The organism is Actinocrinis sp. (assembly GCF_035605935.1).
Taxonomy (GTDB): domain Bacteria; phylum Actinomycetota; class Actinomycetes; order Streptomycetales; family Catenulisporaceae; genus Actinocrinis.
Genome location: NZ_DATNGK010000001.1, coordinates 17,880 through 40,309 on the forward strand (window position 1 = coordinate 17,880; position 22,430 = coordinate 40,309).

General features: G+C 68.7%; 21 protein-coding genes. 8 read left to right on the forward strand and 13 right to left on the reverse strand.

Annotated elements, in window-relative coordinates; genetic code table 11:
* Positions 1–13: 13 nt before the first annotated feature.
* From VN779_RS00085 to VN779_RS00100, 4 genes are all read left to right on the forward strand, one after another.
* The gene (locus tag VN779_RS00085; protein ID WP_325718873.1) at positions 14–580 is read left to right on the forward strand and encodes a MarR family transcriptional regulator; all 567 of its coding nucleotides are present in this window, start codon (positions 14–16) and stop codon (positions 578–580) included.
* 261 nt (positions 581–841) lie between these two features.
* Entirely contained in the window at positions 842–1,621 is a 780-nt protein-coding gene (locus tag VN779_RS00090; RefSeq protein WP_325718875.1) for a GNAT family N-acetyltransferase, read from the forward strand.
* Between the two features lie 38 nt (positions 1,622–1,659).
* Entirely contained in the window at positions 1,660–2,412 is a 753-nt protein-coding gene (locus tag VN779_RS00095; protein WP_325718876.1) for a class I SAM-dependent methyltransferase, read from the forward strand.
* A 405-nt stretch (positions 2,413–2,817) separates the two neighbouring features.
* Complete coding sequence (locus tag VN779_RS00100; protein WP_325718878.1) at positions 2,818–4,011, forward strand: RtcB family protein; 1,194 nt, start codon at positions 2,818–2,820, stop codon at positions 4,009–4,011.
* Between the two features lie 177 nt (positions 4,012–4,188).
* Here the strand turns inward: VN779_RS00100 and VN779_RS00105 are convergent, their stop codons facing one another.
* On the reverse strand, positions 4,189–4,638 hold the full coding sequence (locus VN779_RS00105) for a nitroreductase family deazaflavin-dependent oxidoreductase (RefSeq protein ID WP_325718879.1): 450 nt from the start codon (positions 4,636–4,638) through the stop codon (positions 4,189–4,191).
* 175 nt (positions 4,639–4,813) lie between these two features.
* Between VN779_RS00105 and VN779_RS00110 the strand changes: the two genes are divergently transcribed.
* Positions 4,814–5,626 (forward strand): methyltransferase domain-containing protein, encoded by an 813-nt coding sequence (locus VN779_RS00110; protein ID WP_325718880.1) that lies wholly within the window; start codon positions 4,814–4,816, stop codon positions 5,624–5,626.
* Positions 5,627–5,804: 178 nt separating this feature from the next.
* Here VN779_RS00110 and VN779_RS00115 read toward each other — a convergent pair whose 3' ends face one another.
* From VN779_RS00115 to VN779_RS00140, 6 genes are all read right to left on the reverse strand, one after another.
* Positions 5,805–7,046, reverse strand: a complete 1,242-nt coding sequence (locus tag VN779_RS00115) for a cytochrome P450 (RefSeq protein ID WP_325718881.1) — start codon at positions 7,044–7,046, stop codon at positions 5,805–5,807.
* A 176-nt stretch (positions 7,047–7,222) separates the two neighbouring features.
* The gene (locus VN779_RS00120; protein WP_325718883.1) at positions 7,223–8,038 is read right to left on the reverse strand and encodes an SWIM zinc finger family protein; all 816 of its coding nucleotides are present in this window, start codon (positions 8,036–8,038) and stop codon (positions 7,223–7,225) included.
* Positions 8,039–8,058: 20 nt separating this feature from the next.
* Positions 8,059–11,454 carry a DEAD/DEAH box helicase gene (locus tag VN779_RS00125; RefSeq protein WP_325718885.1) on the reverse strand — a complete coding sequence of 1,132 codons (3,396 nt, stop codon included), beginning with the start codon at positions 11,452–11,454 and terminating at the stop codon, positions 8,059–8,061.
* Positions 11,455–11,540: 86 nt separating this feature from the next.
* Positions 11,541–11,861: an MTH1187 family thiamine-binding protein gene (locus tag VN779_RS00130; RefSeq protein ID WP_325718887.1), complete on the reverse strand. Its 321-nt coding sequence runs from the start codon at positions 11,859–11,861 to the stop codon at positions 11,541–11,543.
* Between the two features lie 52 nt (positions 11,862–11,913).
* Positions 11,914–12,915, reverse strand: a complete 1,002-nt coding sequence (locus VN779_RS00135) for a hypothetical protein (protein WP_325718889.1) — start codon at positions 12,913–12,915, stop codon at positions 11,914–11,916.
* Between the two features lie 28 nt (positions 12,916–12,943).
* Complete coding sequence (locus VN779_RS00140) at positions 12,944–13,543, reverse strand: TetR/AcrR family transcriptional regulator (RefSeq protein ID WP_325718891.1); 600 nt, start codon at positions 13,541–13,543, stop codon at positions 12,944–12,946.
* Positions 13,544–13,840: 297 nt separating this feature from the next.
* On the opposite strand from VN779_RS00140, the gene VN779_RS00145 reads away from it, so the two are divergent.
* A complete protein-coding gene (locus VN779_RS00145; protein ID WP_325718892.1) occupies positions 13,841–14,992 on the forward strand; it encodes an MFS transporter in 1,152 nt (383 codons plus the stop codon).
* Between the two features lie 20 nt (positions 14,993–15,012).
* Here VN779_RS00145 and VN779_RS00150 read toward each other — a convergent pair whose 3' ends face one another.
* The 6 genes from VN779_RS00150 to VN779_RS00175 all read right to left on the reverse strand — a co-directional run bounded on the left by VN779_RS00150 (position 15,013) and on the right by VN779_RS00175 (position 19,756).
* Complete coding sequence (locus tag VN779_RS00150; protein ID WP_325718894.1) at positions 15,013–16,134, reverse strand: AAA family ATPase; 1,122 nt, start codon at positions 16,132–16,134, stop codon at positions 15,013–15,015.
* Positions 16,131–16,748 carry a nicotinamide riboside transporter PnuC gene (gene pnuC, locus VN779_RS00155; RefSeq protein WP_325718895.1) on the reverse strand — a complete coding sequence of 206 codons (618 nt, stop codon included), beginning with the start codon at positions 16,746–16,748 and terminating at the stop codon, positions 16,131–16,133. Before pnuC ends, VN779_RS00150 begins: the two co-directional genes overlap by 4 nt.
* Positions 16,749–16,861: 113 nt before the next feature.
* Positions 16,862–17,860 (reverse strand): MBL fold metallo-hydrolase, encoded by a 999-nt coding sequence (locus VN779_RS00160; RefSeq protein ID WP_325718897.1) that lies wholly within the window; start codon positions 17,858–17,860, stop codon positions 16,862–16,864.
* 33 nt (positions 17,861–17,893) lie between these two features.
* A complete protein-coding gene (locus tag VN779_RS00165; protein WP_325718898.1) occupies positions 17,894–18,211 on the reverse strand; it encodes a DUF3349 domain-containing protein in 318 nt (105 codons plus the stop codon).
* Between the two features lie 83 nt (positions 18,212–18,294).
* The gene (locus VN779_RS00170; RefSeq protein ID WP_325718899.1) at positions 18,295–18,549 is read right to left on the reverse strand and encodes a hypothetical protein; all 255 of its coding nucleotides are present in this window, start codon (positions 18,547–18,549) and stop codon (positions 18,295–18,297) included.
* A gap of 52 nt (positions 18,550–18,601) precedes the next feature.
* On the reverse strand, positions 18,602–19,756 hold the full coding sequence (locus tag VN779_RS00175; RefSeq protein WP_325718901.1) for an inorganic phosphate transporter: 1,155 nt from the start codon (positions 19,754–19,756) through the stop codon (positions 18,602–18,604).
* A 352-nt stretch (positions 19,757–20,108) separates the two neighbouring features.
* Here VN779_RS00175 and VN779_RS00180 point away from each other — a divergent pair, with 352 nt between their 5' ends.
* Positions 20,109–21,062, forward strand: a complete 954-nt coding sequence (locus tag VN779_RS00180; RefSeq protein WP_325718902.1) for an ABC transporter ATP-binding protein — start codon at positions 20,109–20,111, stop codon at positions 21,060–21,062.
* On the forward strand, positions 21,062–22,426 hold the full coding sequence (locus tag VN779_RS00185) for an ABC transporter permease (RefSeq protein ID WP_325718903.1): 1,365 nt from the start codon (positions 21,062–21,064) through the stop codon (positions 22,424–22,426). Before VN779_RS00180 ends, VN779_RS00185 begins: the two co-directional genes overlap by 1 nt.
* Positions 22,427–22,430: the final 4 nt, after the last annotated feature.

Below are 22,430 nucleotides of genomic sequence, written 5' to 3' on the forward strand. Positions count from 1 at the left end.
CGAAGGGGCGGGCATGAGCGCACACGCCATGGAGCACAGCGCGGTCGCTGATCCGCCTGCACCCGCACCCGCGCCCTCGGCCGGCGCCTGCGCGATCCCGGCCGGATTCGACCAAAATTTCGGGTGGCTACTCGCGCAGTGCTTCCGCGCGTACACCTATGCGGTCGAACGTGCTGTCGCCGACCTCCCACACGGGCACCGCGGATTCCAGGCGCTCTACGGCGCGGCCAACTGCAGCGCGCACAACCAGGCCGAGCTGGCCAAACAGCTCGGTGTGGACCGCACGGTGATGGTTTATCTGGTCGATGACCTGGAGAAGGCCGGCCTCGCGGAACGGCTACCGGATCCGAACGACCGTCGCAGCAGGCTGATCCGCGCCACCGCCGTCGGCCGGGAGCGGCTGGCTAACGCGCAGTCGGCGATCAGCGCTGCCGAGTCGGAACTGCTGGCCGCGCTCAGCGATGACGAGCAGAAGGCCCTGCGCGGAATGCTGTGCAGCATCGCCGCGCATCAGCGCGTGCCGGTCGAGCCGGCGGACCCGTGTTCGGTAGTCGACGAAATGAAGCAGGCGTCTGGCTGAAGCGATCATGCCGGGACGGCGGTGACGCAAGCTCGGCGGTCGACGAGCGCAATCAGGCCTCGGGCAGGGACCGCGGGCGGGCTAAGACTTGGCTCGAAGCGGCTCGACTCTGACGCAATCGTTTGCGGGTTGTGGCGATGTGTACGGTCATATCGCGGCTTGCGAACCATAAGTCAGTTGTGCGCATCGTGACGCTCCGCGTTTGACCGCTGCTCTCCGGCACGGCATTGTTTCCCAGCATTGACTCCGGAGAAGGAAGCCATGGCCGAAACGCCCACTGCTGACGCACTGATCGCGACAGCCGCCGCAGGTTGGGGATACGCAGAGTCCACGCAGGTGGACGGCTGGCACCTGCGGGCCGCGGATGGGTTCACCCACCGCGCCAACTCGACCTGGCCGCTCGGCCCGCTCGACCGCCCGCTGCCTGACGCGGTATCGGCCGTGCAGGCGTGGTACGCCGAGCGCGGACTTCCCGCGCTGATTCAGGTGGCCGTGGGATCAGAGCTCGACGTCGCGCTCATCGAGCTCGGATACGACCGCGCCGACGCGCTAGCCCTGCGGCAGACCGCGAGCGTCGGTGACGTGCTCGATACGCTACTGAGCGTCGCGCCGATCGGCGTGAAGGAGACCTTCGCCGACGAGCCGAGCGACGACTGGCTGTCCCTGTACCGGTCCGGTACCGTGCCACCCGTCGCCCGTCAGGTGCTCGGCTCCGGCGACCACCTTCGCTTCGCTACCGTCTACGACTCGGAGACCGGTGCGCCGGTAGCGATCGGCCGCGCCGCCCTCATCCCGGCCGCGAGCACGGACGACCAGAGCGGCTCGCGTTGGGTCGGCCTCAGTGCCATAGAGACGGCGCCCTCAGCGCGCCGCAAAGGCCTCGCCAAGCTCGTCATGGACGCCCTACTCGAGTGGGCCGACGAGCAGGGCGCGACCGACGCCTTCCTTGAAGTCGCGCTGGGTAACGAACCGGCGGTCGGGCTTTACGCGGCACTCGGCTTCACCACCCACCACGAGTACCACTGCCGGGTTATCGGCTAAGGTCCCTCTCGGTACTTACCGAAGGGAAGGGGCTCTCGGTGGCCGAGCGTTCGAAGTTCGACACGGTGGCGACGAACTACGCGGCGGGCCGGCCCGATTATCCGGCGGCGCTCTATGACACCTTGGCGACGGTGCTGGGTAAGCCACTCGCCGGACTGGATGTCGTCGATCTCGGCGCTGGCACCGGGATCGCGTCCCGGCAGCTGGCCGCGCGCGGCGCGCAGGTCGTCGCGCTCGAGCTTTCCGGTCCGATGATCGAACAACTCGCAGCGACCTCGCCCGACGTGCGGCCGGTGCGCGGCAGCGCGACCTGCATTCCGTTGCGCGATAACTGCGCTGACCTGGTGACCAGCGCCCAGGCCTGGCATTGGATGGACCCGGCGCTCGCCGTACCCGAGTTCCGGCGCATCCTGCGACCCGGCGGTGTCTTCGCGGCTTGGTGGAACTACACGCAACGGGACAGCACGTGGGAGCACGAGCAGGAGTTGCGGATCGAGGCCGCCGACCCGAACTGGCAGGCAGTCAGCGGACCGTACGGAAAACGCGACAATGAGTTCGGCAACGACGACAAACTGACCATCACAACGCACGAGTTCAGGTGGGAACGCACAATCTCGCTGGACACGCACCTCGACAATCTCGTGTCGAAGTCGTACATCGCCGCGCTGCCGAACCGGGACGAGTTTCTGGCCACTGAGCGCGCGATTCTCAGCGAGCAATTCCCGGATGGGAACGTAACCGAGCGCTTCGGTACGCACGTGGTCACGGTCATCCTGCCGTCCGCTGCGTAAGCGCTCAGGCAGCAGGCGAGCAGCCCGTGCCGTCGCGATCAATAATTGCGTTGCCGCGCGACGGCTGAATATGGGTTCATAGACGACGGCGCGGCCGACAGCTCGTATGGTGCGGGCGGGCGCGCGCGGCGGCCTTCACACCCGCCGTGTATGGAGAGAGGAGACCTCCAGCGATGTTGCGCCGTCACCCGCTCCGCTGTCGCAGGTCCTCTCGACTGCGCCGCAACGCCGAATAGGTCGAGTCCGTTCGACCCGCCAAACCGGCTGCGGCCGCGCCGCTCCCCGTAGTTATCGATAACGCGCAATCACCACATTCATCACTACTGAGCTCACTGCTGCGCGTCTGCACATCGCGGCGCGCACGGAGTTGAATATGTCCATGATGACCACGGAGGTCGACTAGTCATGCCCATGACTGAGCTGCCAGGGCATCACGTGCCGATCCGCCTCTGGGCGGACCCGGGCACGGTAGAGCCCCAGGCACTCCAGCAGCTCTTCAACGTCACCACGCTGCCGCAGATCGCGGGCGTCGCCGTGATGCCGGACGTGCATGTCGGCATCGGCGCGACCGTCGGTTCGGTCATCGCGATGCGTGACGCGGTCTGCCCGGCCGCGGTCGGTGTCGACATCGGCTGCGGGATGACCGCGGTGCGTACCTCGCTCACGGCCGCTGACCTACCGGACGACCTCGGCCGGCTGCGTTCGCGCATCGAGGCGGCGATTCCGGTCGGGCGCGCCTCTCACCTGCGTCCGGTGGACGGTACGAAGCTGCACGGCTTCTCGGCGACCGGGTGGAACGCGTTCTGGGCCAGGTTCGCCGAACTCGCTCCGGCGGTCAAGGCGCGCAGGGAGCGGGCGTTCGGGCAGATGGGGACGCTCGGCTCGGGTAACCACTTCATCGAGTTCTGCCTCGACTCCGCGGACCAGGTGTGGCTGATGCTGCACTCCGGTTCGCGCAACATCGGCAAGGAGCTGGCTGAGCATCACATCGGCGTGGCTCGCGCGCTGCCGCACAACCAGGGTCTGGTGGACCGGGACCTGGCGGTGTTCCTCAAGCGCACGCCGCAGATGGACGCCTACCGCTGCGACCTGTTCTGGGCGCAGGAGTACGCGCGGCTCAACCGTGCCGTGATGATGGCGCTCTACCAGGCCGTGGTGCGCCGGGAGTTCAAGGCGGCCGCGCCGAGCTTCGGCGAGGTGATCTCCTGTCACCACAACTACGTGGCCGAGGAGGTATACGACGGCGAGGAACTGCTGGTCACCCGCAAGGGAGCGATCCGGGCCGGGGCCGGCGAGTTCGGGATCATCCCGGGTTCGATGGGCACCCGCTCGTACATCGTGCGCGGGCTTGGTAACGCAGCGGCGTTCAACTCCGCCTCTCATGGTGCAGGGCGGCGGATGAGCCGGTCTAAGGCCAAGAAGGTGTACACCGAGGCCGATCTGGCCGAGCAGACCGCCGGCGTCGAGTGCCGAAAGGATCTCGGCGTGCTAGACGAGATCCCGGGCGCGTACAAGCCGATCGAGCAGGTGATGGCCGCACAGACCGATCTGGTCGAGATCGTGGCCGAGCTGCGTCAGGTGGTGTGCGTGAAGGGATGAGGTACGACGCGGACGTTCGGACCCGGGAGGGGAGGCGCCGAACGTCCGCGAACGTGCACTCGCTCGTGACAAGGCCGGTGCGGTACCGCGGTTGTCTGCGGTACCGCACCGGCCGTGCACGGCTCTTACTCAGACCCTGCTCATGCAGTGCCCAGCCAGATCGACGGTGCCGACTGATCAGCTCGCCGGCTCGAGGACGATGACGGGGATCTGCCGGTCCGTCTTCGTCTGATAGTTGTTGTAATCCGGCCAGATGGCGGACATGGTCTGCCACAGTCGAGCGCGCTCCTCGCCCTCGGCGTCGCGGGCACGGACACGGAGCTTGTCCGCGCCTACCTGGATCTCGGCGTCGGGGTTGTCGCTCAGGTTGAGGTACCAGAGCGGATGCGTTTCGGAGCCGCCCTTCGAAGCGACGACTACGTAGTTGTCGCCGTCACGGCCGTAGATCAGCGCGGTACGCCGCCACAGGCCGGACTTGCGGCCCTTCACGGATAGCAGCAGGGTCGGCACTCCGTCCCGCCACTCGTGCCCCTTCTCGCCGTCGGACTCGACGTACTCCTTGATGTGGTCGGCGACCCATCCGGTCGGGCTGTCCACGACCTGCTGTGAGCTGTCATTCGCGCTCATGGTGGCTCCTCTCCCTGGTTCGAAACCCATCGTACTATCTGCGCTACCCTCCGGCGCGCACCGGTCTGCCCCCGGCGTCTACCCTGGGCGGGCCGTTTCATATAGCGATACAAACTTGCTCGCTGAGTGAGACGCGCTGCTATGGTCGGCACACCGGAAACGAAGGAGCCTGACGATGACCGGCAAGGACGCCACCTACACCCACGGCCACCATGAATCCGTCCTGCGCTCGCACACCTGGCGCACCGCGCAGAACTCGGCCGCCTACCTGCTGCCTCATCTGCGTCCGGGACAGACGTTGCTCGACGTCGGCTGCGGCCCCGGCACCATCACCACCGACCTGGTCCGGCTGGTCGCTCCCGGACGCGTCGTCGCGATCGACAGCGCGCAGGTAGCGCTCAGCCAAGCCGCCGCACACGCCGAAGCGGCAGGGCTCGGCGGGCACATCGAGTTCGCGGTCGGCGATGTGCACGAACTCGAATTCGAGGACGACACGTTCGACGTCGTACACGCTCACCAAGTGCTGCAACATGTCGGCGATCCGGTGCGGGCGCTGCGCGAGATGCGGCGGGTGTGCAAGCCCGGCGGCATCGTGGCCGCGCGCGACTCGGACTATCGCGGCTTCCTCTGGTACCCGGAACTGCCCGGCCTCGACGACTGGCTGCAGCTGTACCTAGACCTGACTCGGGCGAACGGCGGCACCCCGGACGCGGGCCGCTATCTGCTCGCTTGGGCGCACGCCGCAGGGTTCGAAGACGTGACCGCCTCCTCCTCGACGTGGTGCTACGCCGATGAGACAACCCGGCCCTGGTGGGCCGAGCTGTGGGCGGACCGGGCGGTCAAGTCGCAGTTCGCACATGACGCGCTGGCCAAGTCCCTGGCCACTGAGGACGATCTTGGGGCTTTGTCGGCTGCCTGGCTTGAGTGGGGAGCGCATCCGGACGGCTGGATCTCAATCCTGCACGGCGAGATCGTCTGCCGGGCGTGAGCGAGCAGCGATTGCGTGGCCGGTGATTCTGGATAGCACGCGACGCCAGGCAACTGGCAATTCCGCGCTCGGCGGCTTCGGAGGCCCGCACCCGATCCGAAGCCGCCGAGCGGACGCCGCCGGTTCTCCCGGCCGGCGGCGTTGCGCGGCGCGATCAGCTCACTGATGCTGTCCGTCGCTACCAGGAGACCGGCAGCGACACCAGCGAGCTGAGCACCTCGCCCTCGGTATAGCTCAGGGTGTGCGGGTCGGCGGCCAGCCGCAGCCCGGGCAGCCGCTCGGTCAGCAGGCCGAGGCCGATCCGCAGCTCGGCCTTCGCCAGGTGCGCGCCGAGGCAGTAGTGCGGCCCGGCGCCGAAGACGATCTGCGCGGGCGGCTCCCGGTCGAAGGCGACCGTGTCAGGATCCGGGTACGCCAGTTCGTCCCGCAGCGCGGACGAGGTCGCGATCAGCACCGCGTCTCCGGCGTGCACCGTACCGGAGGGCAGTTCGACGTCTTCGACAGCGAGCCGCAATGCGCCGCCGTTGCCCAGTGGGTTGTACCGCAGCAGCTCGTCGACTGCTGCCGGGATCAGCCCGGGGTCGTCCACGAGTCGCTGCCAGAGGCCGCCGCCGTCACGCAGCAGGGTGAGCACCGAACGGCCGAGCATGTTCGAAGTCGTTTCGTTGCCGGCCGCGATCAGCCCGGCCACCATGTAGACGAGTTCTGATTCGGTGAGCCGGTCCGCGCCGTCCCTGGCCGCGATCAGGTCGTCGATCAGGTCCTCGCCGGGCTCGGCCCGCTTCGCCGCGAGCAGCCGCGCCGTATATCCGGAGAACTCGCGGATCAGCCGGCCACGCTCCTGCTGCTCCATGCGCGCGGCCGAGACGAAGGCGTTGGACCAGTCCCGGAACAGCCCGAGGTCGCGCTCGGGCACGCCCAGCAGCTTGCAGATGATCCGCACCGGCAACTGGAAACAGTAGTCCGCGACGAGGTCGGCGGGCGGGCCGGTGCGCTCCATCGTGTCGATCAGCTCGCCGGCCACGGCGGCGATGGTCGGCTTCCAGCGCTCGATTCGGCGCGGGGTGAACGCGGAGGCCACGATCCTGCGGATGCGCAGGTGCTCCTCGCCCTCTTTGTTGAGCAGGCTTTCCGGGTCGTCGAAGAAGCTCGGTCCGGCGGTGACCCGCGGCGAGCCCGGGGCGGTCAGGTCGTGCGAGAGCCGGGTGTCGGCGAGCGCGGCGGCCGAGTCGCGATAGGTGACCAGCAGCACCGCCTCGTCGCCGCTCGGCAGCCGCACCTTGCCGAACGGACAGGTGGCGCGACGCTCGGCGTATTGCGCCGGGATGCCGACGTGCGGGTCGACGGGGAAGGGGAAGAGCGGCGGGTCCTGTCGTGCGCCGGCCTCGGTCGACGACGGCGCGGCGTGCAGTTCGGTCATGGGCGGGGACCTCCCATCGCGGTTCTTCCGCGAGAGCCGAGGCTTCGCAGAGTTCGCATATGAGGCTAACCCGGAACGCCGCGCGCCGGTACCCGCTGATCACTGTCAATCCAGGCTGCTACGCAGGCCACTGGGCATATCGCGACCCTGCTTCCCCTCCTGTCGCAGCGTTCCCTTCATCCCCTGCCGTCACGCATGGCGCTATACGCGGGGCGAAGCAGATCTCGTAGATCCTCACCGCGCAGCCGCCGGGCGAGCGGGCCGAGCCGGTCGAGGATGGCGCCGGCCGGGGTACCCGGGCGCGGGGCGAGGGGCTCCGGCAGTGCGGCCGGGGCACGCCAGTAGTCCGTGGTGAGCTCGGCCAGCGGTGTGTCCTGCGGCTCGTCCGCGGTCTCCTGCCAGGCCTCGTCGTCGCGCAGCGCTTCAAGCCGGCGGGTCAGCACGGCGCGGTCCCGGCCACGCCAGGCGAACAGCGCGAACGGGTCGTCGTCGAAGTGCCTGGCGAGCACGTAGCAGGCGGCGGCGATGTGCTTGCACGGGTTCTGTTTGTCAGGGCACGTGCAATCGCTGCGGAACTCGCGGCGCACCGGGAAAAGGGTGAGTCCGGCGGCGGTGAACACCCGGTCGATCCGCTCGGGCATACGCCCGTCGAGCAGTTCCCTGATGTAGCCGTGGCTTTCCACGAGTTCGCGTTCGACGCGCGCCCACTGTTCCGGCGAGTAGACCTCGATGCGCAGGGTCACGCTGTACGGCTTCTCATAGGTGCCCTGCACGCTGGCGGCGACCTCGCCGGCGCGGATGGAATACCCGAGCACGTTGCCGCTGCTGGCATAGGCGCGGCCGCGGGTGAGACGGTCGCCGTGTCCGAACCCTTCGATTACCGCGACGAACCGCTTCGACCACCGCACCTCGCCGGCCGCGCCGCGTTGCGGGCGCGCGGAGAGCCCGGCCGCGCGGCGCGCGCCCGTTGTCGCACCGTACTCGTCAGCCACGGTCACCGCTCCCTTCGCCCTCATTCCACGACCGCGTCCGCGGCCAGCCGGATCACGTCCCGCAACTCGGCCACGGACAACTCGGTCAGCCAGCCCTCACCGGTGCCGACGATCCGGTCGGCCAGGTCCTGCTTCTCCTCGATCACCTGGTCGATCCGCTCCTCGAGCGTGCCGGCGCACATCAGCTTCCTTACCTGCACGTCGCGCCGCTGTCCGATGCGGAATGCCCGGTCGGTGGCCTGGTTCTCCACGGCCGGATTCCACCACCGGTCCACATGGATCACGTGGTTCGCAGCGGTCAGATTCAGTCCCACTCCCCCGGCCTTGAGGGAGAGCACGAACAGCGGCGGGCCGTCCGGCTGCTCGAAACGCAACACCATCTCGTCGCGCGAACGCCTGGGCACGCCGCCGTGCAGGAAGGCGACCTCACGCCCGAATCGCTCGGCCAGGTGCGCGCGCAGCATCCCGCCGAATTCGGCGTACTGGGTGAACAGCAACGCCTTCTCCCCCGCCGCGAGCACCTCGTCGCAGAGCTCTTCGACGCGGGCCAGCTTTCCGGAGCGGCCCGGCAGCCGCGAGCCGTCCTTGAGGAAGTGCGCGGGGTGGTTGCAGATCTGCTTGAGCCTGGTCAGCAGCGCGAGCACCAGGCCACGCCTGGCCACGCCCTCGGCCTCGGCCACCTCGCGCAGCATCTCGTCCACCGTGGCCTGATACAGCGAGGCCTGCTCCTTGGTCAGGTTGCAGACCACCTTCATCTCGACCTTCTCCGGCAGGTCGCTGATGATCGCCGGGTCGGTCTTCTCCCGGCGCAGCACGAACGCCCCGGTGGCCCGCCGCAGCCGCTCGGCCGCGCGCGCGTCGCCGTCGCGCTCGATCGGCCTGGCGAAGCGCTGCTTGAACGACTCGGCGCTGCCGAGCAGTCCGGGGTTGGCGAATTCCAGGATCGACCAGAGGTCGGCGAGCCGGTTCTCCACCGGGGTGCCGGTCAGGGCGATGCGATGCGGGGCGGCGATGGCGCGCACCGCCCTGGCCTGTTTGGTCCCGGCGTTCTTGATCGCCTGCGCCTCGTCGATGACGACTCGATGCCAGTCCACCTCCGCCAGTTCCGCGCGGTCGCGCAGCGCGAGGCCGTAGGTCGTGATCACCAGGTGCGCGTCGGCGACGGCCGCGCGGAACTCTTCGCCGGACAGCCGCTCGGCGCCGTGGTGCACGTGGACTTCGAGTCCCGGGGTGAATCGCTCGGATTCCCGCTGCCAGTTCGCGACGAGCGACATCGGGCAGACCAGCAGCGTGGGGCGGCCTTGCGCCGCGTCCGAGTCGCGTTCGAGTTCGAGCAGCGTCAGCACTTGGACGGTCTTGCCGAGGCCCATCGAGTCCGCGAGTACCGCGCCGAGCCCGAAGCGGTCCATGAACGAGAGCCAGCCGACGCCGCGTTCCTGGTAGGGCCGCAGTGTGCCGTGCAGGCCGGGCGGCGCGGTCGCCGGGGTGCAGCGCTGCTCGGCGGCGCCGGAGAGCAGGTCGCCGAGCCAGCCGCGCGCCTCGACCGCTTCGAGCGGCAGGCCGTCGTCGTCGAGGCCGAAGACGGCCGTGCGCAGGAAGTCCTGAACGCGCATCACGCCGCCGCGGCGCGTGCCGAGCGCTTTGAGCCCGGCGGCCAGCTTGTCCCGGTCCACCTCGACCCACCGGCCGCGGAACTGCACGAGGCTGCTCTTGGCGTCGGCGAGGGCCTGGAACTCCGCCTCGGACAGCGTTTGGCCGCCGAGGGACGCGCGCCATTCGTAGTCGATGAGGTCGCCGAGGCCGAAGCCGGAGCGGCGTGCGATCCGGCCGGGCTGTTCTGGCTTCTCGGCCTGCCCGGCGCGCCCGGCCTTGGGTTCGTCTTTAGGGGCCGCCGCGAGCGTGAAGCCGAGTTCTGCCCGTCCGGCCGAGGACCACCACGAGGGCAGCAGCACGCCGAATCCGTTGCCAGCCAAAGCTGGCGCGATGCGGGTGAGGAAGCCGTGCGCGCTGTCAGCATCGAGCCGGACCTGCGTCGGCGATGCTTCTCGGAGCGCGTACGCGAGAGCGGGGAACACGCGGGCGGCGCGGCTGAGCCCTGCGAGTAGGTCCCGGCGCGGATCGGCACCCGCGGCACGCAGCAGCCGGGCCGCGCCGGACCGGTGCCAGACCTCGTGAGCGGTGGCGAGCAGCGAAGGGTTTTCGATGGACTGCAACAGCAGTTCCACCGTCCACGACTCGCCGCGGTCTGCGCTGGCGCGATCTGTGCCGGCACGATCTGCGCTCGTAACGTCCTCCGGCGCGAGCAGGCGGAAACAGGTTCGCACCGGCCCGGCTAACGTGCCGTGCGTCGTTCGCCACTCGTCGAGGGCCGCCATCAGTTCCTCGGCGGCGGCCAGATCAAGGCGTTCCGGGTCGAGCAGATTGCTGGAGGCCGAGGTCAGCGCGTCGAGCCAGAGTGCTTCGATCGGGGTTTTGACGCTCAGGCTGTTGGGCGGGCGCGCGGGCGCGAGCGATTCGCCGTGCAGTCCGTGCGGGCCTGTCAGCGCTGCGATGACGTACGCATCGACGAGTGCGTTAACGGCGCCATCGAGTACGTCAGTGGCTGGCCGGCCGGTCAACTCTGTGTCGAGGAGTTGGGCGCGGAACACCGGCGGCATCGCGTCAAGCAGTGCCTTGCGATGCGCGGCGCTGTCCAGCGCATAGGTCGGGCGCCATACCGCGTGATGGTCGCCGTTGTCCTCGTCGACTTGGAGGTCGGGCAGGATCTCCCCGCGTCGCACGAGAGCGTCGGCGAACTGCGCGACGGCGGTGGCGTAACGCACCGTGTCGGCGAGCGGGATATCGGTCTCGGCGCCGTCAACGTCAAACGTCGCGAGGCGTTCGCCATCCAGGATCGCGAGCAGCGCGGCCCCGTCCCGTGGGCCGAGGGCCAGCGTCGGGACGATCCACGCTCGCAGTTGCGTCTTCGCACCGGTGCGGCGGTCGCGCCCACCGCCGCCACCACTGCCGCCGCCACTGCCACTGCCGCTGCCACCGTCACTGCCACCCGCGGCGATCTCGGCGTCATCGCGTACGAACCGCGCGAAGCCGATCGAAGGCTGCGGTCCGGACGCGGACGACGGCAGCACGAGCGGCACGCTTCCGCGTGGATCGGCCCGCCGCACCGTCGCGGCCACCTCGTCGCCCGCCGCCCGCAGCAGCTCGGCGAGGACGACGGGTTCGGCCGCGAACGGATGTCGCTGCGCCATGCTCGCGCCAGCTCGGTTCCCCGAACCGCTCCTCAGCGCTGGGCCACCGCGCCCGGCCTTGGCGGCGATTTCCGCCGGATCGGCCGCCAGCGTCAGCGGCCGGCTGGAGTCCTCGGCCCACAGCTCCCAGCAGCCTGCCTCGGTGAACAGGGCATGCAGGACGTACACGACGCGGCTAGCTCCTTAGGACGGCGCCGGATGAGTGCAAAGTCCCAGCTTATCGCAGTGACCTTGAGCCGGAGTCGTTGACGGGGTTACGCCTGGCTTTCCGCGAGGTACCGCTCGACGGTCGCGACTTTCGCCTCCAGCGCGCCGGTCACACCGGGCCGGATGTCCGCCTTCAGCACGAGGCTGACTCGGCCGGCCGCACCATCCTGTTGCGCGCTTTGCTGTACCGCCTCATACGCGCGCTTGACGACCGCGAGCACCTCGTCCCATTCACCCTCGATGGTCGTGAACATCGCGTCCGTGCGGTTCGGCAGGCCCGACTCGCGCACGATACGCACCGCGTCGGCGACATACGCACCCACTTCTTCACCGACGCCAAGCGGCGTGACGGAAAACGCGACCAGCATGCGTGCGTCCTTTCCTCGAATTCGGCAGCAGCCCGAGCGAAGCCCCAGTGCCTTACGGGTCCACCCAATCAGACCGGTAGGCCGCCCAGTCAGCGCGGGTAGCCCCGAAGTCGATGTACAGGGCTACGCCAACAGCCCGATCCGTTGGCGCTCCGTGCGGGAGCGCCAGCCGAACGCCGCGTATCCCCGCGGCAGTCGTCTCAGCCGCCGAATCGTGTACGAAGGAGTGCCCGTCGTAGGCAGGCACGCCCATGAGCAGAGCGACGCTGCGTGGCACTGCACCGAGAGCGATGCGCGTCTCGTCGCGCACGAAACCGCTGTATGAGCTTGAGGTCCACAGCACGGAGTCGTAGGACATGATCGCGACCTGATCGACTCGCGATGCGACTTGCCGCAGGTACCCGCTCGACCACCAGCTGTCATGTCCGACTAGCGCGTCCAGTGCCCACCGGCCACCCGGCACCGGTTCTACCTGTTCGGCTGAGATAGACAGCATCCGCCCGCCACTACGCACCAAGGCGTGCGTAGCGTCGAGCAGTGCGAGGTAACCGGGATCGGCGTCGCCAACCGGCTCGAAGTCGTAGTGCACGCCATCGAAGCCGTCGCCGAGAACAGAGGCATCAGCGTCGAGGATGCGCAGCCTGGTCGGAGCGTCTTCCAGATCGAGGCCGCCCTCGCGTGGTCTGACGATGTCACCGATCCAAGCAAGCACCCGCGCGCCGGGAAGTGCGCGGTGCGCGGCATCGGTGAACCATCGCGCTTGTGGTCGCAGCGCCGGATCCAGTGAACCGCGATGATCCAACGGTCCTACGTGTACGAACAGGTCCTTGATTCCGGTGCCGCGCAGCTGTGCGGCGAGTTCTGCGATGTCCTGCGGTCCCTTGCGCCCGTCGACCCAGGCGTGCCCGAGCCACAGCGCATCGTTGCCCGTGGTGTGCGCGGCAGGGTTGACCGTTCCGATGTCCTGCGCCGAGAAGGAGATCCAGCGACCGCCGAGCAGCACGCTCAGCACGGCGGCGATGCCGATGATCTTGCCGACGACCATCCGCGCCACGCCGCCGCCCGCCCCCCGTTTCTGTCCGCTAACCCTCGCCGCCGTCCTTGCGGGCGATGCGCCGAGCGACCTCTTCGAGGAACTGCGCGTGCTGCTCCAGCAGCTCGTCGTCCGGGTCGCGGCCGAAGATCAGCCGCGCGTGCTGCGGACTGACGAACACCCAGTCGGCCATGGCCAGGAAGGTGAGCAGCAGGTGCCTCGCGTCGAGCTGCGGATCGATGATCCCGGCGCGCTGCGCGTCCTCGATCACTGCGATCTTGCGATCGTAGTGCTTCTGCCGCTCCTGCACCGAGCGATCGTCGACCGGGCCCTGCGTCTCCAGGCCCTCCCAGGCGACCAGGCGCACGAGGGCGGGATTGGGCCCGTGCATGCGTATCAGGCTCGCGGGATAGCCGATCGGGTCGTCGGGATCGGGACCGATCTCGTCACCTCGGGTGTTGAGGTATTCGTCCAGTACTCGGCGCAGCAGCTCCTGTTTCGAGCCGAAGTAGCGGTAGATCGACTCCTTGTTCGCGCCCGCCCTGGCCGCGATCCGGTCGACGCGGGCTCCGGCGCTGCCGTGCTCGGAGAACTCCTCGACCGCGGCGCGCAGGATGCGGGCACGGGTACCCTCCGGGTCGTATCCCACCTCTTGCCTCCACAGTCTCGCCAGCGTCACGCACGGGTCCCGTGCGGTCTGTCCGAGTATCGCGCGGCGCTCACCAAATTTCCAACTGTTCGGTTGACATGACCGTGCCGGGCCAGCCAGACTCGTTTTCCAACCAAAAAGTTGGTTGGAAGACGCGCTCCGAGGGGGAACGCCATGCCCACGCCGCCGTGCTCGACCGTTTCGGACTCGGTGCCAGCGCCGCCACTGCCGTCCCCGCCTCAACGCTCGACGGTTCACCCGCCAGCCCCTGGCCTCCCGCGCACTGCGCCGCGCAGGATGGTCTTCCTCCTCGCGTTCGCATGTGCCCTTACGGTGGCGAACCTGTACTACTGCCAGCCGTTGCTGCCTGAGATCGCCAAGTCGTTTTCCGCGTCGCAGTCGGCGACCGGCGGACTCGTCACCGCGAATCAGCTTGGATATGGCATCGCGTTGCTTCTGATCGTGCCGCTCGGGGACATCACGAATCGACGGCGGCTGGTCTGCGGCCTATTGGTCATCGAGGCCGCTGCTCTCGCCGCTGCCGCAGCGGCCCCGAACCTCGCACTCCTGCTCGTCGCCAGCGCGGCGGTCGGTATCGCAGCATGCGTTGTACAAATCTTGCTGCCTTACGCCGCGACCATCGCCGCAGACCACGAGCGCGGCCGTGTTACCGGCACGGTTCTCAGTGGCCTGCTTCTTGGCATCCTGCTCTCGCGCACCGTCGCGGGGCTTATCGGGCAGGCTTTCGGATGGCGCACGGTCTTCGCCGCTGGCGCAGCGCTGATGCTGCTGCTATCCGCGATCCTCGCGCGGGCCATGCATTCGGGCGGCCCCGAAGTCGCGATCGGGTATCGCGAGCAGTTGCGCGCGACGGCGCGGCTGGCCCGCACCGAGCCGGTGCTGCGGCGGCGCGCCGTGATGGGCGGCCTGATGTTCGCGGCTTTCGGCGTGTTCTGGGCGACGGTCTCGTTCCTGCTCGCCGGGGCGCCGTATCACTACAACCAGGCGACGATCGGCCTGTTCGCGCTCGTCGGCGGCGCGGGCGCGCTGGCCGCGAGGCTGACCGGTCACGCGGCCGATCACGGCCGCGAGCGTGCGACGAGCGTCTCGCTCCTGGCCCTCGGCCTCGCGTCGTTCGGCGCGATAGCGCTGGGCGGCACGAATCTCGCCTGGCTGCTCGCCGGCGTGTTGTTCATGGACGCCGCCGTGCAGGGCGTGAACACGCTCAACCTGAGCGTGGTCTACAACCTGTCCGATGGCGCGCGGGCCCGGATCGCTTCGGTTTACATGACCACGTACTTCGTCATCGGCGCGCTCGGTTCGGCGGCTGGAACGGAGGCGTACCGTTACGGCGGCTGGACGGGCGTGTCGTCTGTCGGCGGCGCGTTCGTCGCGCTGGCGCTGCTCGTTTGGTCGCGGGACACCCTCGCTGTCCGCCGCGCCCGGTGATAGCGCCCGTTGATTCGCCGTCAGCCCAGCGGCGCCGCCAGGTCCCAGCCTCGGCCCAACTCCGCATCCACCGCCGCTATCGCCTGCCCCAGCCGTGATGCCCGATCGCCGCGCACCTCGATCCATCGTGCGCCGGACTTCTCCAGCACTTCCCGGAACCGGTCGGTCATCCAGGGGCGTAACCGTTCACCATCACGCAGACCGTCGTCATAGAACGGGACGCCTAGGTGATCAGTCAGCACGTACAACGTGCGGGGCGGCATCCCCTGTGCGATCGCGCGCACCGGCTCCGTGGACCTTCCGCGGTAGCGTTCCTGCCAGACCGTGGTCGCCAGCGCGTCCGTGTCGCAGACCAGCACCGGTCCCCCCGCCTGCGCCGCCGCGTCCTCGTCAGCGCATTGGCGCAAAGCCACCCGCTCGAAGTCAGCGTCGTCCCAGTCCAGATCGAACACGGTCGGCTCGGCCAACCCGCGCACGCCGGCCAGCGCCCGGGCGACTGCCAGCTTTTGGACCGTCAGTTCGCGTCCATACTCGGCGACCCAGCGCGTCAACGCATGCGGGCCGCCGCGCGTCCGCAACGCTCGCGCGAGGTCCATCGACAACGTCGTCGTTCCGGTCGACTCGGCGCCGACAATTACGATGCGCTTTGCGAACCACGCCCTGACAGGCGGCTCCAGCGCGTCCCATTCGGCGACCGGATCAGCGCGCACCTTGGTGCCTGAAACGGCATACGTTGCCCTTAGCGCGTCAAGGCGTACATCGGCCGCGTCGAACCGCCGGGCCAACTCCGCGCCGTACGCTTCCGAGGCGAATACGGCATCGACCGCGATACCCGCTATCCCGTGCGGCCCACGCGCGATGGCCTCACGCATCAGCGCTACGTGACCGCTCCAGGCGAGCTCACTCTCATAGTCGACCAGCAGGTTGTCGCGCGCACCGACGACAGCGACGCCGCTTCGTCCACCATGCGCCTGGCGCACCCACTCGACCCGCGTCGCCAGCGGGATCGACTCGACGTCCGCGCCCATCACCACCACGGTCACGCGATCGCAGGATTCGGCGGCGCTGCGGATCAGGAAATGGTGCCCGGCATGCGGCGGATAGAACTTGCCGATCACCAGGCCGTGCTGAAAGGCACTCATGCCGGCGCGAACCCGAGCCGCAGCGCGCGCCGCCACGCCCGCACGCCGGCGAAGCACAGCCCCAGGAAGATCAGATAAACGATACCGGTCAGATACAGCACCTTGACGAAGTACAGCGGTATATAGATCACGTCGGCGGCGATCCAGAAGTACCAGTTCTCGAACTGCTTCAGATTCAGCAGCCACTGGGCCGCTAGCGACAGCGCGGTGGTCAGGGCATCCCAGAAGGGTGCGATGTCATTCGCGTGCGTGAGCACGACCGTGAGCACCCAGGTGATCGGCACGATCGCGAGCGCGAGCGCGCAGGTGGCCCACGGTTTGGCCCGTCCCATCGTCCGGCGGTTGCGGCGGGCGCCGCCGTGCAGCCATTCCCACCAGCCGAATACGCCGAATGCGAGATAAACGATTTGCAGGCTCGCATCCGCGTAGAGGCGGGCGGCCCAGAACAGCGCGAGAAAGAACAGGTTGTTGGCCAGGCCCACCGGAAAGTTCCAGATGTCCGCGCGCACGGTCAGCCAGACCCCGAGCGCGCCGGTCACGAAGCCGAGCAGTTCGGCCCAGCTGACCGCGTCCTGACCGAAGTGAAACAGCACCACGTTGAGCGGCGCGACCAAATCCCCCAGCGACATGCGAGCCCTCCCAGTTATCGTCAATGTGACGATAACCGATCCGGGCTCGCCCTACAAGCACTTGACGGCGCGTCAGTCCCGGTGGGCGCGCGGCCGGCCTAGCTCTCCTCGCGCACCCGCTTCTCCTCGCTCTCCAGCCAGCGCGCGATGCCGCTCACGTTCGCCACCGCCGAGGAAAGAGCCTCGAACTTCGCCGCGACCTCGGGCCGTGCGAGCAGGTCGGCGTACCGTTCACGGGTCCGGTCACGCACCATCGCGACCGCGTGGTCGAGGTCGAACGCGCCTGCGGCCTCCTGCCAGGCATCGCGCACGATCGAGACCCAGAGCCGCATCTCCTCCGCCGCGCGGTCAAGCGCATCGTCGACTGCAGTAATCGGGCCGTAGTGAGAGAACAGCAGCCGGGTCGCGCGCAGGTCGTGGAACCGGTGCAGCGAGGCGAGGGCGAGTTCGAGATCGAAGTCAGGCGGCGGCGTGCCCGGCAACATCTGCCCCATCGCCCCGGAAGAATCAAGGCCGGTAGTCGACGACGCGTCCTGCGCCGGGATGTAAAGCCCGGCAGCGTCGCCGACGTACAAGTCCCCAGTCACCGAGTCCACCAGGCCGAGGTGGTGCCGGGCGTGACCGGGGGTGTGGTGCCCTTCCAGCCGCCGCCCGCCGCCAAGGTCGATCGTGCCGACATCGCCGATCGTCTTGATCCGCGCCGCATCAGTGGGGAGCAGTTCGCCGAACAGCGAATCCATCGCGGAGCCGAAAACCCGCCGGGCGCTCGCCATCAGCCGCGACGGGTCGGCCAAATGCCGCGCTCCGGCGTCCTGCACGACGACTTGCGCGCGGGGGAACGCGGCGGACAGGTCTCCTACGCCGCCTGCGTGATCGAGATGGATGTGCGTTACGACAATCGTGGCGAGATCATCGGCGCCGACGCCGAGTCCGGCAAGGGCCTCTTGTACGACGGGTGCAGACGTCGCCGTCCCCGTTTCGACCAGACACGGTCGCGACCCCAAGATCGCATAGGCGGCGGTGATGCCGGAGTAACCCGACATGGCCGTATCGATCATGTATACGTCTGAACCCAAGGCCTTCGGCTGCGCTGCCATAGACACAACATACCGGCGCAGGTGTTCTCACACTTAATCAGTGACCTGACTCACCGCGCCCTGTGCATCGGGCCTGTCCCACCCGGCCGCGTCGAGCCGGGCGCGTACTCGCTCGATGTCCTGCTCAGACGGGGATTCGTTGATCAACAGCGCGATGGTCCGGCTGATCGCCGCCGGGTTCTGCGCCGCGCCGTCCCCGACCAGCGCCTCGGCGATCTCGGCGACCTCCTGCTCCGAGAGCCTGCGACGCAGCAGCGCGAACAACGGCAGATAGTCGTGCTCGGGCACGCCCTGCGGATATCCCTTGCGGACGAAGTCGATGACGGCTTGAAGCACTGGCGGGATAGGCATCGCGGACCTCGGGTGAGAAATGAGGCGAAGCAGGAAAGGGAACAGTGCCAGCCGCGCGGCCCCGGCTCGCGGGCTAGCTCGCGCTAACTGTGGCTGACGATGCTGTAAATACCCCAGCCGATCGCGGCGAGCACGACCGCGAAGCAAACCGCCGCCGCAGTCACTCCAACCGGGTTAATCCCGGAGGACTGGCCGCCTTGTGTCTGCTCGGACCCAGCGATGCGCGCCGGGCTCAGCGCCCGCAGGCCGATCGCGAAGAGCGCGGGCAAGCCGGCCCCGGCCAGCAGGCCGACCACCACGATCTTCCAAAGCGCGGTGAGATTGATCCAGGAGTTCATCGCGGCTCGCCTCGCTTCCCTGCGCTCGCTTGGTTCCCGTCATGCGCGCGGATCATGCCGCGGCGCCGACTGGCGTGGGCGTCGGCACGACCGAGCCGGTCCATTCGTCATTGACGTTGCCCGCGGTCACGGGGGTACGGCGCGAGTTGAGGTAGAAGCCCAGCGCGCAGGCCACCAGGGCGACAAAGATCACTGCGACGCCCGCGGTACCACCGATGCCATGCGCCGCCTCGTAGGCCAGCGCGCCTCCAACACCCGCCGCCGGGAGGGTGAGCACCCAGGCGGTGGCCATCCGACCGGCCACGCCCCAGCGCACCTCGGCGCCGCGCTTGCCCACGCCCGAGCCGAGGATCGAGCCGGTGGCCACGTGCGTGGTGGACAGGGAGTAGCCGAAGTTGCTCGACAGCAGGATCGTCGCGGCCGAGGCCGACTCGGCCGCCATCCCCTGCGGCGATTCGATCTGCACCAAACCCTTGCCCAGCGCCCGGATAACCCGCCAGCCGCCGACGTACGTGCCGAGGCTGATGGCCAGCGCGCAAGAGACGATCACCCAGGCCGGCGCCTTGTGCCCGGCGGCCAGCGAGCCGTTGGCGATCAGCGCGAGGGTGATCACGCCCATGGTCTTCTGCGCGTCGTTGGTGCCGTGCGCGAGGGAGACCATCGATGCCGAGCCGATCTGCCCGATGCGGAAGCCTCGCGAGCGCACGCCATCCGCGACGCTCTGCGTCAGCCGGTAGACCATGTATGTGCCGAGGGCGGCGATCATTCCGGCGATGACCGGCGAGAGAACCGCGGGCAGGATCACCTTGGACACCACGCCGTGCCAGAGCACCGCGTGCCCGCCGGCCGCGGCGAGGGTGGAGCCGATCACTCCGCCGATCAGCGCGTGCGAGGAACTGGACGGGATGCCGAAGAACCAGGTGGCCAGATTCCACAGGATGCCGCCGACCAGCCCGGCGAACACGACGGTCGGGGTGACCAGGTGGCTCTGCACGAGGCCGCTGGCGATCGTGGCCGCGACGCTGAACGAAAGAAACGCGCCAACCAGGTTCAGCACGCCGGAGAGGGCGACCGCGATACGCGGCGGCAGCGCGCCCGTCGCGATAGAGGTGGCCATCGCGTTGCCGGTGTCGTGGAAGCCGTTGGTGAAGTCAAAGGACAGCGCGGTGACGACGACGAGCGTCATCAGCAGATCGTTGCTGCTCACGCCGTGAACGTATGCACGAGGCCGCTGAGGCGGAAGGGACCGAAGTAAGAAAACACCTGGACGGCGCCCAATGTTCATTTGGCGTTAACGTTCAGCGCGAAAGCCGCGGCGGGAGTTGCTGGCCGTTCGAAGTGCGCTCGCAACCGGCCCCCGGTCAAACCGCCGCCCGCAGTAAAGCCGTCGTTACCGACCGGCGGGCGTCAACCATTTTAGAGGGCTGCGATACCCGTCAGCGTAACGGTAGCGCTCGGTTTCTCTTCCGTTCCCTAAGCATTCAGCCGGCTCAGGTCCCTACGTCATGTGCTCTGCCTACGTTCCTGAAGGCTGGCTAAGGGAGGGGCTCGAGGGACTCATGGAGTTGACGGCTGCGGTGCGGGGCCACGGAATCACCAAGTGTTTCGGCGATGTGGTGGCACTCGACCGAATCGACCTGAATGTGCCACCGGGTCAGATTCACGGGCTTGTCGGGCCGAACGGCGCGGGCAAGACGACGCTGCTTGGCCTGCTGCTGGGTTTGGCCGTCGCCGACGAAGGCCGGCTCGAGATTTTGGGCACGCCGGTCGGACGGGCGCTGGCCACGCCTGAGGGCGTCGCCGGTTTCGTCGACGGACCCGGGCTCTACCCCGCGCTCACCGCTCGGCAGAACCTCGCCGCGCTGGCCAGGCTGCGCCGTCGGGACGCACGTATAGCAGAGCACGACGACGTCGCCTCCGCGCTCGATCAGGTGGGGCTCACCGACGTCGCCGACGACAAGGTCCGCGGCTTCTCCCTCGGCATGCGCCAGCGACTCGGCCTGGCCGCCGCGCTGCTCGCCAAGCCCCGGCTGCTGGTGCTCGACGAGCCGTCCAACGGTCTGGATCCGGCCGGCAAGAAGCACATCCGCGGCGTGCTCAGCCGCCTCGCCGCGGACGGCACCGCGGTCGTGCTCTCCAGCCATCGGATGGACGACCTCGAAGCGCTGTGCTCCGAGGTCACCATCCTCGCGGCCGGACGCGTCGTCTTCTGCGGCCCGCTGAGCAAGCTTTCCGCCGAGAACCGAGACCTCGACTATCGGCTGCGTACCTCGGACCCGCAGGCCTCCCGCGCCGTGGCGCTCGAATCGCCGGGCGTGCGGATCGTCGAGAGCTGCGACGCCGTGAACCGCCACGACGCCGAGGTGCTGGTGGTGCGCGCGCAAGTGCCCGCGATGGACGAACTGGTGGCCCGACTGGTGCGCGCCGATATAGCAGTGCGCGAACTCGCGCCGGTCGTCTCGCCGCTGGAGGCCGCGTTCCTCGCCCTCACCGAGCAGGAGGAGGCCGCCTGATGACCGCGACCCTCGTCGAAGCACCGGCCACCGACGCCGCGCCGGCGGCTGCCACCCCGGTCCCGGTGGCCCGCGCGTACCGCTTCGAACTGGTCAAGCAGTTCTCCCCCTGGCGTACTCGACTGCTGATTCTCGCCTGCTGGATCGGCCCGGCGCTGTTCGTGCTCGCCGTGAGCAAGCAGAGCAATCTGCCCTCTGACACGCTGTTCGGTCGCTGGATGCACGCCACCGGCTGGGCCGGCCCGCTGATGCTGCTCGGCTTCTGCGGCACCTGGGGGCTGCCCCTGCTCACCTCGCTGGTCGCCGGGGACGTGTTCGCCGCCGAGGACCGGCTGGGCACCTGGCGCCACCTGCTGGTCGCGGTCCGCTCACACCGGCGCATCTTCGCGGCGAAGGCGCTGGCCAGCCTCACCGTCATTCTCCTGCTGGTGGCCGGCCTGGTCGCGTCCGGGATAGCCGGCGCGCTGATCGCGGTCGGCAACAAGCCACTGATAGGCATCGACGGACACACACTGGCGCCCGGCGACGCCGCCGGCAAGGTCCTGCTCGCCTGGGCTTGCGCGCTCGCCCCGACGCTCGCGCTCGCCGCCATCGGCCTGCTCGGGTCGGTCGCGCTCGGCCGCTCGCCGATGGGCCTGCTGCTGCCGGTGGTCGTCGGCCTCACGATGCAGTCGGCGCAGATGCTGCCGCTGCCGGTGCCCGTGCGCCTAGCGCTGCCCGGCTACGCCTTCATCGCCTGGAACGGGCTGTTCGCCGAGCCGCAGCAACTCAGCCCTCTGCTGATCGGCGTCGCGGTGAGCCTGGCGTGGGCGATCGTCGCGACCGCGCTTGCTTACCTGCTGTTCCTGCGGCGGGACTTCACGAATCTCACCAACGACGGCGCCGGACGCAAGGCCCTGACACTCGGAGCCCTGCCGCTGGCCGGCGTGCTGGCCGCGTCGATCGCCATCATTGCCGTCTCGAGCGGTGCCACCGGTTCCGGGATCGATCAGGACAAGGTGCAGCGGTCGCTCGCCACGGCGTTCGGCCATCTCTACCGGCTGCAAGAGCAGCAGCTGCACCGTCCCGCGGTCACCGAGGCGCAGTTGCGGACCACGGCCTCGTGCGCCAAGAGCGAAGGGCTCACCGCGCAAGAAGGGCCGGGCAACGACTGGCGCTGCACCGTCACCTGGCACATCCCCGGCGTCGCGATCACTGGTCAGGCCATCTACCAGCTCGACGTCACCGCGAACGGGCGGTACATCGCCGACGGCGATGGCCCGAAGGAAGTGAACGGCTACTTCCTGGTTCAGACCCCTGATGGGACTGCGCCGAACCCGCTGTGGCAGTTCGACGGCAACGTCGATCTGCTTCCTTCTCACTAAAGGA

Excerpts from the sequence above, each read along its gene's own strand:
- VN779_RS00085 (WP_325718873.1), top strand. The coding sequence starts at position 14 with ATGAGCGCACACGCCATGGAGCACAGCGCGGTCGCTGATCCGCCTGCA.
- VN779_RS00100 (WP_325718878.1), top strand. The coding sequence starts at position 2,818 with ATGCCCATGACTGAGCTGCCAGGGCATCACGTGCCGATCCGCCTCTGG.
- VN779_RS00165 (WP_325718898.1), bottom strand. The coding sequence starts at position 18,211 with ATGCCTATCCCGCCAGTGCTTCAAGCCGTCATCGACTTCGTCCGCAAG.
- VN779_RS00180 (WP_325718902.1), top strand. The coding sequence starts at position 20,109 with ATGGAGTTGACGGCTGCGGTGCGGGGCCACGGAATCACCAAGTGTTTC.
- VN779_RS00115 (WP_325718881.1), bottom strand. The coding sequence starts at position 7,046 with ATGACCGAACTGCACGCCGCGCCGTCGTCGACCGAGGCCGGCGCACGA.
- VN779_RS00105 (WP_325718879.1), bottom strand. The coding sequence starts at position 4,638 with ATGAGCGCGAATGACAGCTCACAGCAGGTCGTGGACAGCCCGACCGGA.
- VN779_RS00090 (WP_325718875.1), top strand. The coding sequence starts at position 842 with ATGGCCGAAACGCCCACTGCTGACGCACTGATCGCGACAGCCGCCGCA.
- VN779_RS00150 (WP_325718894.1), bottom strand. The coding sequence starts at position 16,134 with ATGAGTGCCTTTCAGCACGGCCTGGTGATCGGCAAGTTCTATCCGCCG.
- VN779_RS00185 (WP_325718903.1), top strand. The coding sequence starts at position 21,062 with ATGACCGCGACCCTCGTCGAAGCACCGGCCACCGACGCCGCGCCGGCG.
- VN779_RS00170 (WP_325718899.1), bottom strand. The coding sequence starts at position 18,549 with ATGAACTCCTGGATCAATCTCACCGCGCTTTGGAAGATCGTGGTGGTC.
- VN779_RS00110 (WP_325718880.1), top strand. The coding sequence starts at position 4,814 with ATGACCGGCAAGGACGCCACCTACACCCACGGCCACCATGAATCCGTC.
- VN779_RS00145 (WP_325718892.1), top strand. The coding sequence starts at position 13,841 with ATGGTCTTCCTCCTCGCGTTCGCATGTGCCCTTACGGTGGCGAACCTG.
- VN779_RS00160 (WP_325718897.1), bottom strand. The coding sequence starts at position 17,860 with ATGGCAGCGCAGCCGAAGGCCTTGGGTTCAGACGTATACATGATCGAT.
- VN779_RS00130 (WP_325718887.1), bottom strand. The coding sequence starts at position 11,861 with ATGCTGGTCGCGTTTTCCGTCACGCCGCTTGGCGTCGGTGAAGAAGTG.